Raw genomic sequence first — 14,495 nt, 5'->3', positions numbered from 1 at the left:
TCTGGCGGGCAGAATCGCATGGAGGACAGGGGGCTGACAGGCATGTACGCCTGACGCCCCCAAAACGTCAGCCCAGGTTCGGCGCCAGGGTGCGCTTCAGGTCCTCGAGGCTGCGGCCGCTGCGGGCGGCGTAGTCCTGCAGCTGGTCTTCGCCGATCACGCCCACATTGAAGTACTGCGATTGCGGGTGGCTGAAGTAGAAGCCGGACACGCTGGAAGCCGGGTACATGGCGTAGCTGTCGGTCAGCATCATGCCGATGTCGGCGCCGTCCAGCACGCGGAACATGTCGGTCTTGATGACGTGTTCCGGGCAGGCCGGGTAGCCGGGCGCGGGGCGGATACCGACGTATTTCTCGGCAATCATGTCCTCGTTGGACAGGGCCTCGTCGGGCGCGTAGCCCCACAGGTCCTGGCGCACGCGGGCATGCAGGCACTCAGCGAAGCCTTCGGCCAGGCGGTCGGCCAGGGACTTCAGCATGATGCTGGAGTAGTCGTCCAGCGCCTTTTCGAATTCCGCTTCCTTCTTCTCGATGCCCAGGCCCGCCGTGACCGCGAACATGCCGATATAGTCCAGTTTGCCGCTGGACTTGGGCGCAATGAAGTCGGACAGGGACTTGTTGCTGACGCCTTCACGCTTGGCGCCCTGCTGGCGCAGGTTGCGGTAGGTGAACAGCACCTCGCTGCGGGTCTCGTCCTTGTAGACCTCGATGTCTTCGTCGTTGATGCTGTTGGCCGGATAGAAGCCCACCACGCCATTGGCGGTGAGCCAGCGTCCTTCGATGATGCGCTTCATCATGGCCAGGCCGTCGGCGTAGACCTTGCGCGCCTGCTCGCCCACGACCTTGTCGTCCAGGATGGCCGGGAACGGGCCGAACAGGCTCCAGGTCTGGAAGAACGGGCCCCAGTCCACGTACTTGGCGATCTCGGCCAGGTCGTAGCTCTTGAAGGTGCGGCGGCCGATGAACTTGGGGCGCGGCGGCGTGTAGTTGTCCCAGTCGATCGCGGGGCGCGAGGCACGCGCTTCGGCCAGCGGCAGGATGGGCGTGGCCTTGCGGTTGGCGTGGCGGCGACGCACCTCTTCGTATTCCCCGGCCAGTTCGGCCAGATACGTTTCCGATTGGTCCGACATCAGGTTGGTCGCCACGCCCACCGAACGGCTGGCGTCCGGCACGTAGATGACCGGGCCTTCGTAGTTGGGCGCGATCTTCACGGCGGTGTGCACGCGGCTGGTGGTGGCGCCGCCTATCATCAGCGGCAGCTTGCGGCTGCGGAAGTACTCGTCGCGCTGCATTTCGCTGGCCACGTAGGCCATTTCTTCCAGGCTGGGCGTGATCAGGCCGGACAGGCCGACGATGTCGGCGTTCTCTTCCTTGGCCTTTTCCAGGATCTGGGCGCAGGGCACCATCACGCCCATGTTCACGACTTCGAAGTTATTGCACTGCAGGACCACCGACACGATGTTCTTGCCGATGTCGTGCACGTCGCCCTTGACGGTGGCGATGACGATCTTGCCCTTGGCGCGCACGTCGCCGCCGGCGGCCGCGATCTGGCGTTTTTCTTCCTCGATGAAGGGAATCAGGTGGGCCACGGCCTGCTTCATGACGCGGGCGGATTTCACCACCTGCGGCAGGAACATCTTGCCCTCGCCGAACAGGTCGCCGACCACGTTCATGCCGTCCATCAGCGGGCCTTCGATCACTTCGATGGGGCGGCCGCCGCGATCGAAGATCTTCTGGCGCACTTCTTCCGTGTCTTCCACGATGAAGGTGGTGATGCCGTGCACCAGCGCGTGCGACAGGCGCTTTTCCACTTCAGCGTCGCGCCAGGCCAGGTCTTCTTCCTTCTTGGCGCCCGAACCTTTCACACTGTCGGCGAACTGCACCAGGCGTTCGGTCGGCGTGCGCTCGTCGTCGGCTTCGGTCTTGCCCACGGGCTCGGCGCGGTCCAGCACCACGTCCTCGACCAGGTCGCGCAGCTTGGGATCCAGGTCGGCGTACACGCCCAGCTGGCCGGCGTTGACGATGCCCATCGTCATGCCTTCCTTGACGGCGTAGTAGAGGAACACCGTGTGGATGGCCTCGCGCATCGGTTCATTGCCGCGGAACGAGAAGCTGACGTTGGACACGCCGCCCGAGATGCGGGCGTGGGGCAGGTTCTCGCGGATCCAGCGCGTGCCTTCGATGAAGTCCACGGCGTAGTGGTTGTGCTCGTCGATGCCGGTAGCGACCGCGAAGACGTTCGGATCGAAGATGATGTCCTCGGGCGGGAAGCCTTCTTCCTCGACCAGGATCTTATAGGCGCGGCCGCAGATTTCCTTGCGGCGCTCCAGCGTGTCGGCCTGGCCCAGCTCGTCGAAGGCCATCACCACCACGGCCGCGCCGTAGCGGCGGCACAGGCGCGCATGGTGGCGGAAGGGCTCCAGCCCTTCCTTCATGGAAATCGAGTTCACCACGGGCTTGCCCTGCACGCACTTCAGGCCTTCCTCGATGACTTCCCACTTGGAGCTGTCGATCATGATCGGCACGCGCGCGATGTCGGGCTCGGACGCGATCAGGTTGAGGAAGCGGCGCATGCAGGCCACCGAATCCAGCATGGCCTCGTCCATGTTGATGTCGATGATCTGCGCGCCGTTCTCGACCTGCTGGCGGGCCACCGCCAGCGCCTCGTCGTATTTCTCTTCGCGGATCAGGCGGGCGAACATCTTGCTGCCGGTCACGTTGGTGCGTTCGCCCACGTTGACGTACAGCGTGTCCTCGTCGATGTTCAGCGGCTCCAGGCCCGACAGGCGAGTCTTGACCGGAATGTCCGGCACGGCGCGCGGGGTCAACGACATGACCTTGGCCGCGATCTCGCGGATGTGGTCCGGCGTGGTGCCGCAACAGCCGCCCGACATGTTCACCAGCCCGGCACGGGCGAATTCCTCCAGCAGCGCGGAGGTATCGGCCGGCGTTTCGTCAAAGCCGGTCTCGGCCATGGGGTTGGGCAAGCCGGCGTTGGGATAGACGCAGACGTAGGTGTCGCAGATGCGGGCCAGCTCGGCCACATAGGGCCGCATCAGCGCCGCGCCCAGGGCGCAGTTCAGGCCGATGGTGATGGGGCGCGCGTGGCGCACCGAGTTCCAGAAGGCTTCCACGGTCTGGCCGGACAGGATGCGGCCGGACGCGTCGGTCACCGTGCCCGAAATCATGACGGGCAGGCGCACGCCGCGGGCCTCGAACACTTCCTCGGTGGCGAAGATGGCCGCCTTGGCGTTGAGGGTATCGAAGATGGTTTCGATCAGGACGATGTCGATGCCGCCGTCCAGCAGGCCGTTGAGCTGTTCCACATAGGCGACTCGCAGTTCCTCGAAGGTGACGTTGCGGGCGCCCGGGTCGTTCACGTCCGGCGAGATGGACGCTGTCTTGGGCTGCGGACCCAGCGCGCCGGCCACGAAACGCGGCCGCTCGGGCGTGCTGTAGGCGTCACAGGCCTCGCGCGCCAGACGCGCGGACACCAGGTTCAGTTCGTAGGCCAGTTCCGGCAGCTCGTAGTCGCCCTGCGCGATGGTGGTGGCGCCGAAGGTGTTGGTCTCGATGACGTCGGCGCCCGCTTCCAGGTACTGGCGGTGGATCTCGGAGATCACGTCCGGCCGCACCAGCGACAGCAGCTCGTTGTTGCCCTTGACGTCCTTGCCGTGGGCGGCGAAGCGCTCGCCGCGGAAGTCCGCCTCGCCCAGCTTGTAGCGCTGGATCATGGTGCCCATGGCCCCATCCAGGATCAGGATGCGCTTGCCCAGCAGGCGGGCGAATTCGCCGCCGTGGGTATAGGCTTCGGGCGGGTAAGGCAGGCGGGGATACGACACGGGCAGGTCCGGATGGAGTTGGCGACAGCGGCGCTATGTGGCGAAAAAGCGAAAAACGCCGCAAAAACAAGCCCTGATCGTAACAAAATGGGCCTGTTCGCGCCTCCGGGTGATACAGTTTCGGCCCCGAACCGGTGCTTTCGGCGTACGGGCCAGGCAAGAACGCAACACTTGCCGGCCGCGCGCGAAAGGTAAACGGGAAACAGGAAGAACCTCCCAGGACTGCGGCCCCACAAGGCGCCGGCAAACCCGGGCTCCAGCCTGTGCTGCCCCCGCAACGGTCCCCATGCGCGCGACGCGCCCATGGCAGCCCGATACCGGCCAGTTCGATCGCAAGGAAGTCCATGCAATACCGCCAGGCCCTCACCGGCCCGCTGCGGCGTGGGCGTCCTCCCCATCGTGTATGGCCTGCGGGGTCGCGGGTCGCATCGAGGTTACGTAGATGAAAATCCGCTCTATCCGGCGCTATGCCGGCGCCCTGCTCTGCTCCGCCCCGGCCGTCGCCGCCGCCCAGCAAGCCGCCTCCACCACTCCCCAGCTCGACGCCGTCACCGTCACCGCCCAGCGCGTGCCGACCGACGGCCGCACGCTGCCGGTGTCGATCTCGGTCATCACCGCGGAAGACATCGCCGCGGCTAGCGCCCGCACCATGCAGGACGTGCTGTCGACCCAGGCCGGCATCCACCTGATCAACACCAGCAGCTCCAGCGACAACTCCATCGTCGACCTGCGCGGCTTCGGCATCACCGGCGCCAGCAACACGCTGATCCTGATCGACGGCGTCAAGCAAAACACCAACGACCTGTCGGCGCCGAGCCTGGGCGTGGTGCCGCTGGATCAGGTCGAACGCATTGAAATCGTGCGCGGCAGCGGCTCGGTGCAGTACGGCGGCGGCACTACCGGCGGCGTGATCAATATCATCACGCGTTCGGATTTCGCCAAGGAGCCGGTCACCGCCCGCGCCACCGCCACCTTCGGCAGCTACGGCCTGCGCCAGTACGACGCCGCCGTGGCGCTGAACAATGAAAAGGTCGGCGTCGACGCCTATATGCAGTCGCTGCACAGCGACGGCTACCGCGACCACAGCGGCGAGCGCCGCGAAGGCGGCGGCGGCGGCATCACCTTCCGCCATGACGACGGCTCGATCCGCCTGTATGGCCGCACCACCACGCAGAAGCTGGAACTGCCCGGCCCGCGCACGATCAATCCGACCACCGGCCTGAACGAATACCAGGACGACCCGCGCGGCTCGAAGAACGACATCGACTTCGTCAAGACCACCACCACCACCTTCGGCCTGCAGCTCGAGCAGGCGATCGGCGCCGGCACCCTGTACGCCGACCTGTCGACCCGCGAGAAGAAGCTGGATGGCCTGACGTACGACGGCTTCGGCGACATCCAGCGCGATCAGAAGCTGGAAGAAAACATCGCCAGCGTGCGCTACCGCCTGCCGATCAACGGCGGCCACAGCATCGTCTTCGGCGCCGACGGGCAAGAGGCCAAGACCACCGCCAACCAGAACGCCTATTACGACTTCCAGCCGTCGAAGTGGCAGTCGCGCCAGCACCAGTACGGCCTGTTCGCCGAGGGCCAGGTGCGCGCCACCGACAGCACCTACGTGACCGCCGGCGTGCGCCGCCAGTACGCATCCGACGACCTGGACGTGATCTCCGGCTCGGGCACGGCGTCGGACCGCAGCAACCACCTGACCGCCTGGCAGCTGGGCGTGCGCCAGGACCTGCCCGCCGGCTTCGGCGTGTACGGCAAGGTCGGCCGCAGCTTCCGCCTGCCCAATGCCGACGAACTGCTGTCGGTGCAGAACCCGCTGGCGCCGCAGACGTCGACCGACAAGGAAATCGGCGTGACCTGGCAGTCGGCCAGCAGCAGCGCCCGCCTGTCGTACTTCCGCTACGACCTGACCAACGAGATCCAGTACAACCCGCTGGCCGATGGCATCTGGGGCCCGGGCACCGGCGCCAACACCAACCTGGACCCGACCCGCCGCCAAGGCATCGAACTGGAAGGCCACACCGCGATTTCCAGCAGCGTGTCGCTGGACGCGAACCTGACCTGGATGGAAGCGCAGTTCCGCTCCGGCACTTACGCCGGTGTGGACTTGGCGGGCAAGACCGTGCCGCTGGCGCCCAAGTGGCTGGCGAACGCCGGCGTGACCTGGCGCCCCACCGATGCGTTCCTGTGGAACGTCACGGCGCAATACGTGGGCAAGTCGCGCATGGACAACGACCAGGCCAACCAGTTCGCCAAGGAACTGGATGCCTACGTGCTGTTCAACACCAAGGTGGCCTACAAGTTCACGCGCAACATCGAAGGCGCCATCGGCGTGAACAACATCTTCGACCGCCAGTACGCCTCCTACGGCATCCGCGGCGGCAACGCGTCCTTCGAGATGCTGGGTCCCGTCGCCAACTACAGCCTGTACCCCGCGCCGGGCCGCAACTTCTACGCGTCGCTCACGCTGCGCTATTGAACGCGGACATCCGATATAGTCGGCGTTCCCCGCTGGCTATATCGGCTTTCTGCATGACCCACGCAAGCGCCCGCTCTCGCATCGTTCCGGGGCTGTTCCTGGCCCTGGGTACGCTGCTGTGCGCGGTCTGCGCCTCGGCCGGCCAAGCCGTGGCGCAGACCGCCGCAGGTTCCGCGGCAAGTCCGGCGACGGCTTCCGTGCCTGCCTCTGCCCCGGCCACGGCCATCCAGGTCCGCGACGACCAGGGCCGGGCGGTCTCGCTGACCGCCCCCGCCCGGCGCGCCGTCACCCTGGCGCCGCACGCGACCGAACTCGTCTTTGCGGCGGGCGCAGGCGACCGCATCGCCGCCACCATCCGCGGCAGCGACTATCCGCCCGCCGCCCGCCAGTTGCCCGTAATCGGCGACGGCACCCAGCCCGATCCCGAACGCGTGGCGGCCGTGCGCCCGGACCTGCTGATCGCCTGGCAGCCCGCCGCCGCTGCGCCGCTGGCGCGCGTGATGGACAAGCTCGGCGTACCGGTGTTCTACAGCGACCCGCAGACCCTGGCCGCCATCCCCGACGCGGTCGAACGCATGGGCACGCTGTTCGGCACCGAGGCGCAGGCGCGGCCCGCGGCCCAGGCCCTGCGCGCGCGCCTGGACGCCCTGGCCGCGCGCTATGCCGGCCGCCGCCCCGTGCGCGTGTTCGTGCAGGCGGGACTGGATCCCATCTACACCCTGAACGACAGCAGCATCGTCAGCGACGCGCTGCGCGTCTGCGGCGGCGTCAACGTCTTCGGCCAGGCGCCGGTGGTCGCTCCACAGGTCACGCTGGAAAGCGTGCTGGCGGCGCGGCCCGAGGCCGTGCTGGCCGGCATCTCCCGTCCGGAGGACGCCGCCCGCAACCTGGCCGCCTGGCAGGCGCTGGGGCTGCCCGCCGCGCGGCTGGAGCACGTGTACGGCGTCGACGCCGACGCCCTGTACCGCCCGGGTCCGCGTTTGATCGATGCCGCCGAGGCGATCTGCGCCGATCTGGACCGCCTGCGCTGACCCGTGTCCGCACCGCGATCTGCAAATAGTGGAACGCCACATTTCATCCGGCACGTCTGCCGCGCGGCGTCGTGCTTTATCATTCGAGCAACGAATCGCCAGTCCCCGCGGGCCTCGCATCGTGCGCACCCGCCCTTTGAACCTCCGCCATGACCACTCAAGACACTCTCACCATCGCCGGCCGCGCCTACTCGTCGCGCCTGCTCGTCGGCACCGGCAAGTACAAGGACTTTGAACAGACCCGCGCGGCGCTGGATGCCAGCGGCACCGAAATCGTCACGGTCGCCATCCGCCGCACCAATATCGGCCAGAACCCCGGCGAACCGAACCTGCTGGACTACGTCCCACCGTCGAAATTCACGCTGCTGCCCAATACTGCCGGTTGCTATAGCGCCGACGACGCCGTGCGCACTCTGCGCCTGGCGCGCGAACTGCTGGACGGCCACGACCTGGTGAAACTGGAAGTGCTGGGCGACCCGCAGACCTTGTTCCCCAACATGCCCGAAACACTGAAGGCCACCAAGACCCTGGTGGACGACGGCTTCAAGGTGATGGTGTATTGCACCGACGATCCCATCCAGTGCCGCATGCTGGAAGACCTGGGCGCGGTGGCCGTGATGCCGCTGGCCTCGCTGATCGGCTCGGGCATGGGCATCCTCAACCCCTGGAACCTGCGCCTCATCATCGACCAGGCCCGCGTGCCCATCGTGGTGGACGCTGGCGTGGGCACCGCGTCGGACGCGGCCATCGCCATGGAGCTGGGCTGCGACGCTGTCCTGATGAACACCGCCATCGCCGGCGCGCGCGATCCCATCCTGATGGCCAGCGCCATGAAGAAGGGCGTGGAAGCCGGCCGCGAAGCCTTCCTGGCCGGCCGCATGCCCAAGAAGCTGTACAGCGGCGCCCCCAGCTCGCCCACCGAAGGGCTGATTACCGCCGGCGCCCCCAAATGAGCAACCGCCAGCAGGCCGCCAACGGCCGTCCCATCCCCAACGCGCTGACCATCGCCGGCGTCGACCCGTCCGGCGGCGCCGGCATCCTGGCCGACGTCAAGGCCATGAGCGCGCTGGGCGCCTACGGCTGCGCGGTGATCGCGGCGCTGACGGCGCAGAACACCCAGGGCGTCACCGGCATTTCGGCGGTCCAGCCAGCCTTTGTCGGCCAGCAGATCGACACGCTGTTCGCGGACGTGCGCATCGACGCGGTCAAGATCGGCATGCTGGGCCAGCAGCCGGTGATCCAGGTGGTGGCCGAGAAGCTCGCCAAATGGACCCCGGCCCATGTGGTGCTGGACCCGGTCATGGTGGCCAAGAGCGGCGACCTGCTGCTGGAGCGCGACGCCGTCGGCGCCATGCGCGAGGCCCTGCTGCCCCAGGCCACCCTGCTCACGCCCAACCTGCCCGAGGCCGGCGTGCTGCTGGAAGAGCGCCCGGTGGAAACCGTCAAGGAAATGCGGCGCGTGGCCGAACGCCTGCGCAACAAGCTCGCACACTCGGGCGAACGCTGGGTGCTGGTCAAGGGCGGCCATCTGCCCGGCAACGAGACCATCGACCTGCTGCACGACGGCGACCGCATGATCGAATTGCCCGGCCACCGCATCGAAACCGTCAATACCCACGGCACCGGCTGCACCTTGTCGGCGGCGTTGGCCGCGCTGCTGCCGCAAACCGGGGACGTGCCCGAGGCCGCGCGCCGCGCCAAGGCCTACCTGACGGAAGCCATCCGCCACGCCGAACGCCTGTCGGTGGGCTCCGGCCACGGCCCGGTGCATCACTTCCACGCCTGGTGGTAGGCCCAGGCGGCGCCTGAAACATCTGTCGGCGGGGCGCGGCGTCACAGGACGCTACGAATCGGTACAATGGTCTGTTGATTCCTCTGTTTTTTCTGACCGTCATGAACGCTTCGACCCTGCCCGACGTAGAACAAGCCCGCTTCAACATGGTGGAACAGCAGATCCGCCCCTGGGACGTGCTGGACGCCAACGTGCTGCAAGCGCTGTTCGATGTGCGCCGCGAACAGTTCGTTCCGCCGGCCCTGCGCGCGCTGGCGTTTTCCGACCTGGAACTGCCGCTTGAGATCAACGCGGTCAACACCCGCCAGAACATGCTGGCGCCCAAGGTGGAAGCCCGCCTGGCGCAAGAGCTGCTGCTGACCAAGTCCGACTGTGTGCTGGAAATCGGCACCGGCTCCGGCTACCAGGCCGCGCTGCTGGGCTATCTGGCGCAGCAGGTCACCTCGGTCGAGATCGACAGCCGCCTGGTGACGTTCGCGCAGCAGAACCTGCAGATGAACAACGTCACCAACGTCAAGGTCGAAACCGGCGACGCCCGCAACGGCTGGGGCTCCACCGAATACGACGCTATCCTCGTCACGGGTTCCGTGCCGACCGTTCCCGACGCGCTGAAGTACCAGCTGCGCGTGGGCGGCCGCCTGGTCGTGATCGTGGGCCAGGCCCCCGTCATGACCGCCTGTCGCATCACCCGCACCACTGCGGCCAGCTTCGAAACCGTGAACCTGTTCGAAACCGTCATCAAGCCGCTGCGCGGCGTCGCGGTCTCGCAGTTCAAGTTCTGATCCCCAACCCCGCAGCCGGGCGCCTGCCCCTCTGACGGGGGCAGCGGCGCTCCGGGCGACCCGGCGTATCGTTGATCATCATGCGTGTCCGATTGCTAACGGCTTTACTGGTTTTTACCTGCGCCGCAAGCGTCGGCCCATCGCTTGCCCGCGCGCAGAACCTGATCCAGATCTGGCAATCGGCGCTGGGCAATGACCCCATCTACGCCGCCGCGCGCGCCAACTACCGCGCCGGCCTGGAAAAAGAGCCCCAGGCCCGTTCCCTGCTCCTGCCCCTGATCTCCGCCGAAGCCGGCGGCGCCTACCAGGAAACCCGCAGCACCCGCGGCCTGGGCGTGGCCTACAGCGGCGGCCGCGGCGTCTGGGACCTGTCCCTGACCCAGCCGCTGTTCGACTGGGGCCGCTGGCAGAACTTCGAACAGTCCAAGCTGATCGTCGCCGATGTCGAGGTGCAGCTGCAGCAGGCCTACCAGGACCTGCTGCTGCGCGTGGCCGACGCCTATTTCAATGTGCTCTATGCCCAGGACACGCTGACCGCCACCGAAGCCGAAAAAGCCGCCGTGGCCGGGCAGCTGGAGTCCGCCAAGCGCAACTTTGAACTCGGCAACGCCACCATCACCGACACCTACGAGGCGCAGTCGCGCTACGACCTGGTGGTGGCGCAGGAACTGCGCCTGCAGAACGACCTGGAAGTCCGCCGCGACGAATTAGGCAAGATCATCGGTACGGCGCCGGGCGCGCTGGCCGAACTGCCCTACGGCGTGCAGCTGCCGGCGCCGCAGCCCGCCCGCGTGGCCGACTGGAGCAACCAGGCCGAGGCCTCCAGCCTGGACGTGCTGCGCGCGCAACTCTTGACCCGCATCGCCGGCCGCGAGATCCAGATCGCCAAGAGCGGCCATTATCCCACCCTGAACCTGCGCGCCAGCAGCGGCAGCGCCAGCGACGCCGTCATGCGCAATGCCGCGCCGGGCAAGCCCATCGACAGCACGATCGGGGTGGTGCTGTCGATTCCGCTGTACTCCGGCGGCGGCGTCTCGTCGCAAGTGACCGAAAAGGTCCAGCTGGAGCAAAAGGCTCGCCACGACTACGAGGCGGCGCGCCGCCAGGCCGTCCAGTCCGCGCGCCAGTACTACAGCGGCGTGACCAGCGGGCTGGCCCGCATCCAGGCGCTGGAAGCCGGCGAGAAATCCAGCCGCGCCGCGGTCGAGGCCAACCGCACCGGCTATGAGGTCGGGGTGCGCATCAACCTGGACGTGCTCAACGCCCAGCAGCAGCTTTACGCCACCCAGCGCGACCTGGCCCTGGCGCGCTACAGCACCGTGCTCACCAGCCTGCGCCTGAAGGCCACCAGCGGCATCCTGGCCGAAACGGACCTGGAAGCGATCAACCGCTTGCTGCGCGAGCCGCGCTGACCCCGCTGCGGGGTCCCGTGGTTACTTGTTCTGGATTTTCTTCACGAGCGCCGTGGTCGAGCGCTCGAACTCGAACGGAATCGCCACCGCGTGGCCGCCCCAGGACTTGACGAGGGCGGTCTCGGGCAGCTTTTCCATGTCGTAGTCGCCGCCCTTGACGATCAGGTCGGGCTTGAGCTGGCCGATCAGGGCCTCGGGCGTGTCTTCATGAAAAGACGTGACCGCAGTCACGCAGCCCAGCGCGGCCAGCAAGGCGGCGCGGTCTTCCATGCGGTTCAGCGGGCGCTCGGCGCCCTTGCCCAGGCGGCGCACCGACTCGTCGGTGTTGACCGCCACCACCAGGGTCGCGCCCAGCTGGGCGGCCTGGTCGAGGTAGGTCGCGTGACCCCGGTGCAGGATGTCGAAGACGCCGTTGGTAAACACCAGCGGCCGCGGCAAGCGGCCGGCGGCGACGGCGGCGACGCATTCGTCGCGGGACAGGACCTTGGATTCGAAACGGGCGGCAGGCATGCGGCGATTGTATCGCCCCGCCTCAGGCGCCGCCCAGGATGATCTGCTTTTCCTTGGGCACGATCAGGGCCGTCATTTCCTTGCGGTAGCGGTTCAGGTCCTTCACCGTTTCGAAGCTGCGGTCCATCAGCTTGGACAGGATGTGCAGGATGCGGGTGGCGACCTTCTGCTCCCACTCGCCGTCAAAGCGGATCTGCGTGTCCAGCCAGTGCTCCAGCCAGCCCGGTTCCGGCAGGCGCGACTGCACCGTGTCGTTGGGGAACAGGTCCTTGTTCACATGCAGGTTGGTCGGGTGCAGGGCCTGCTGCGTGCGGCCGGCCGAAGCCATCAGCACGCCGATCTTGGAGAACGCCAGGCGGGCCTGCTCGCTGGTGTCCTGGCCGCGATCGTGCAAGGCGCGGCGCATGTATTGCAGGTAGGCGCCGGCGTGGCGGGCCTCGTCCTGGGCCACGGTCTTGTAGATGGCCTTGATGACCGGCTCCGTGTGCCATTCGGCGGCACGGCGGTACCAGTGGTTCAGGCGGACCTCGCCGCAAAAGTGCAGCATCAGGGTTTCCAGTTCGGGCGCGGCGTCGAACTCGAAGCGCACGTTGTGCAGTTCTTCCTCGGTCGGCACCAGGTCCGGGCAGAAGCGGCGCAGGTATTCGATCAGCACCAGCGAATGCTTCTGCTCTTCAAAGAACCACACCGACATGAAGGCGCAGAAATCGCTGTCGCCGCGATTGTCGCGCAGGAACATTTCGGTGGCCGGCAAGGCTGCCCATTCCGTGATGGCATTCATCTTGATCGTGTGAGCCTGCTCGTCCGAGAGCTTGCTGCGATCGAAATCACCCCAGGGTATGTCATGCGCCATGTTCCAGCGCACAGCTTCCATGGTCTTGAAGAGTTCAGGATAAAGCATGGTCTGCCCTTGTATTCGTCCCGCTAGTGGGGCTATAGATATAGAAATTAAGAATGGCGCGCGCCTTGCCGGCGAGGGCGCTGCATTCATCCACCGCAGCGCTATTTTTCGCCGTGCACCGCGAAGCTATGATGACCGTTTCATGAATGAAACATGACAGATGCCGTCTAGATCATCGCGCCGCCTATCGGGTCAAGGCCCATAACGCGACCCCGATGGCGACCGCCGCCACCCCAACCAGCGCTGCAACCAACCGGTTGTTCTGTTCCTGCGCCCGCCGCAATTGAATCATCTCGGCCAGCAAGGCGGGCGAGACATTCGGACGGCTCAGGTGGTCATGGACCAGCCTGGGCAAAGCGGGCAGCATTTGCGACCACTGCGCGGCTTCTTTTTCCAGGCTCTGCCGCAGCCCCTTGAATCCGACACGCTGACGCATCCAGCGTTCCAGATAGGGCTTGGCGGTCTTCCAGAGATCCAGGTTGGGATCGAGCTGGCGGCCCAATCCCTCGACGTTCAGCAAGGTCTTCTGCAACAGGACCAGCTGCGGCTGGATCTCCACATTAAACCGGCGCGAGGTCTGGAACAAGCGCAGCAGCACCTGTCCCAGCGAGATCTCCGACAACGGCCGGTCAAAGTAAGGTTCGCAGACGGCGCGCACCGCGCCCTCCAGTTCTTCTTCGCGCGTATCGGCCGGCACCCAGCCCGACTCGATGTGCAGTTGCGCCACGCGGCGATAGTCGCGGTGGAAGAAGGCCAGGAAGTTCTGCGCCAGGTAATTCTTGTCGAACTCGGACAGCGAGCCGACGATGCCGAAGTCCAGGGCGATGTAGCTGCCCAGCGTGTCCGGGCGGTCCGACACGTAGATGTTGCCCGGGTGCATGTCGGCATGGAAGAAGCCGTCGGTGAAGACCTGCGTGAAGAAGATCTCCACGCCGGTGCGCGCCAGCGTCGGGATGTCGATGCCGGCCTGGCGCATGCGCTCCACCTGGCCCACCGGCATGCCGTACATGCGCTGCATGGTGAACACGGTGGACGCCGTGTATTCCCAGATCACCTCGGGCACGATCAGCATGTCGCCGCGGCCCGACTCGGGGCCGAAGTTGCGGCGCAGCTGGCTGCAGTTGGAGGCTTCGCGCACCAAGTCCAGTTCGTCGTGCAAGTACTTGTCGAACTCCGCCACCACTTCGCGCGGCTTCAGCCGCCGGCCGTCGGCGCCCAGGCGCTCGATGATGCGGGCCACCACCTTCAGCAGCGACAGGTCTTTCTCGATGATGCTGAGCATGCCCGGGCGCAGCACCTTCACCGCGACCTCGCGGCCGTCGTGCAGTACTGCAAAGTGCACCTGCGCGATCGAGGCCGAGGCCACCGGGTCCACTTCGAACTGGGCGAACAGCTTCTCGGGCGGCGCGCCCAGCGCCGCTTCGATGCAGGCGGCCGCCTGCGCCGAGGGGAATGGCGGCACGCGGTCCTGCAGCAAGGCCAGTTCGTCGGCGATGTCGGCGGGGATCAGGTCGCGACGGGTGGACAGCACCTGTCCGAACTTCACGAAAATCGGACCCAGCGATTCCAGCGCCAGGCGCAGCCGCAGGCCGCGCGGCTTGCGCGGACGCGTGCCCAGACGGATGACGCGCAAGAGGCAGGTGGCCAGCGGATGGTTCAGGCTGGAGAGCACCAGCTCGTCCAGGCCGTAGCGCAGCGAAACCAGGATGATGCGGAAGAGGCGCAACAGGGGAAACAT

10 protein-coding genes are annotated in these 14,495 nt (G+C 66.7%); 6 read left to right on the top strand and 4 right to left on the bottom strand.

The features are described from left to right. Nucleotides 1-67 precede the first annotated feature (67 nt). On the bottom strand, nucleotides 68-3,841 hold the full coding sequence (gene metH, locus IPU70_RS17330; RefSeq protein ID WP_207468963.1) for a methionine synthase: 3,774 nt from the start codon (nucleotides 3,839-3,841) through the stop codon (nucleotides 68-70). Between the two features lie 442 nt (nucleotides 3,842-4,283). On the opposite strand from metH, the gene IPU70_RS17325 reads away from it, so the two are divergent. The 6 genes from IPU70_RS17325 (at nucleotide 4,284) to IPU70_RS17300 (ending at nucleotide 11,346) form a co-directional block, all read left to right on the top strand. After that, nucleotides 4,284-6,329 carry a TonB-dependent receptor gene (locus tag IPU70_RS17325; RefSeq protein ID WP_207468961.1) on the top strand — a complete coding sequence of 682 codons (2,046 nt, stop codon included), beginning with the start codon at nucleotides 4,284-4,286 and terminating at the stop codon, nucleotides 6,327-6,329. Between the two features lie 53 nt (nucleotides 6,330-6,382). After that, complete coding sequence (locus IPU70_RS17320) at nucleotides 6,383-7,360, top strand: cobalamin-binding protein (protein WP_207468959.1); 978 nt, start codon at nucleotides 6,383-6,385, stop codon at nucleotides 7,358-7,360. A gap of 149 nt (nucleotides 7,361-7,509) precedes the next feature. Next, a complete protein-coding gene (locus IPU70_RS17315) occupies nucleotides 7,510-8,313 on the top strand; it encodes a thiazole synthase (protein WP_013391260.1) in 804 nt (267 codons plus the stop codon). After that, nucleotides 8,310-9,152, top strand: coding sequence for a bifunctional hydroxymethylpyrimidine kinase/phosphomethylpyrimidine kinase (gene thiD, locus IPU70_RS17310; RefSeq protein ID WP_207468958.1), 843 nt, complete (start codon nucleotides 8,310-8,312; stop codon nucleotides 9,150-9,152). Before IPU70_RS17315 ends, thiD begins: the two co-directional genes overlap by 4 nt. Before the next feature lie 101 nt (nucleotides 9,153-9,253). After that, on the top strand, nucleotides 9,254-9,934 hold the full coding sequence (locus IPU70_RS17305) for a protein-L-isoaspartate O-methyltransferase (protein ID WP_207468956.1): 681 nt from the start codon (nucleotides 9,254-9,256) through the stop codon (nucleotides 9,932-9,934). A gap of 80 nt (nucleotides 9,935-10,014) precedes the next feature. Beyond that, entirely contained in the window at nucleotides 10,015-11,346 is a 1,332-nt protein-coding gene (locus IPU70_RS17300) for a TolC family outer membrane protein (protein ID WP_207468954.1), read from the top strand. Between the two features lie 21 nt (nucleotides 11,347-11,367). Here the strand turns inward: IPU70_RS17300 and rfaE2 are convergent, their stop codons facing one another. The 3 genes from rfaE2 to ubiB form a co-directional block, all read right to left on the bottom strand. Further along, nucleotides 11,368-11,856, bottom strand: a complete 489-nt coding sequence (rfaE2, locus tag IPU70_RS17295; protein WP_207468952.1) for a D-glycero-beta-D-manno-heptose 1-phosphate adenylyltransferase — start codon at nucleotides 11,854-11,856, stop codon at nucleotides 11,368-11,370. A gap of 22 nt (nucleotides 11,857-11,878) precedes the next feature. Next, entirely contained in the window at nucleotides 11,879-12,757 is an 879-nt protein-coding gene (locus IPU70_RS17290; protein WP_013391255.1) for a ferritin, read from the bottom strand. A 184-nt stretch (nucleotides 12,758-12,941) separates the two neighbouring features. Next, nucleotides 12,942-14,495: a ubiquinone biosynthesis regulatory protein kinase UbiB gene (ubiB, locus tag IPU70_RS17285; protein WP_207468950.1), complete on the bottom strand. Its 1,554-nt coding sequence runs from the start codon at nucleotides 14,493-14,495 to the stop codon at nucleotides 12,942-12,944.

This window comes from Achromobacter sp. SD115, from assembly GCF_017355315.1.
GTDB lineage: Bacteria > Pseudomonadota > Gammaproteobacteria > Burkholderiales > Burkholderiaceae_B > Achromobacter > Achromobacter xylosoxidans_B.
The sequence above is the reverse complement of the archived record's forward strand: the minus strand, read 5'-3'. Positions and strand labels throughout refer to the sequence as shown.

What these genes read in the sequence shown, in the direction of transcription:
- IPU70_RS17290 (WP_013391255.1), bottom strand. Translation starts at nt 12,757, where the DNA reads ATGCTTTATCCTGAACTCTTCAAGACCATGGAAGCTGTGCGCTGGAAC.
- IPU70_RS17300 (WP_207468954.1), top strand. Translation starts at nt 10,015, where the DNA reads ATGCGTGTCCGATTGCTAACGGCTTTACTGGTTTTTACCTGCGCCGCA.
- IPU70_RS17305 (WP_207468956.1), top strand. Translation starts at nt 9,254, where the DNA reads ATGAACGCTTCGACCCTGCCCGACGTAGAACAAGCCCGCTTCAACATG.
- ubiB (WP_207468950.1), bottom strand. Translation starts at nt 14,495, where the DNA reads ATGTTTCCCCTGTTGCGCCTCTTCCGCATCATCCTGGTTTCGCTGCGC.
- thiD (WP_207468958.1), top strand. Translation starts at nt 8,310, where the DNA reads ATGAGCAACCGCCAGCAGGCCGCCAACGGCCGTCCCATCCCCAACGCG.
- IPU70_RS17320 (WP_207468959.1), top strand. Translation starts at nt 6,383, where the DNA reads ATGACCCACGCAAGCGCCCGCTCTCGCATCGTTCCGGGGCTGTTCCTG.
- IPU70_RS17315 (WP_013391260.1), top strand. Translation starts at nt 7,510, where the DNA reads ATGACCACTCAAGACACTCTCACCATCGCCGGCCGCGCCTACTCGTCG.
- rfaE2 (WP_207468952.1), bottom strand. Translation starts at nt 11,856, where the DNA reads ATGCCTGCCGCCCGTTTCGAATCCAAGGTCCTGTCCCGCGACGAATGC.
- IPU70_RS17325 (WP_207468961.1), top strand. Translation starts at nt 4,284, where the DNA reads ATGAAAATCCGCTCTATCCGGCGCTATGCCGGCGCCCTGCTCTGCTCC.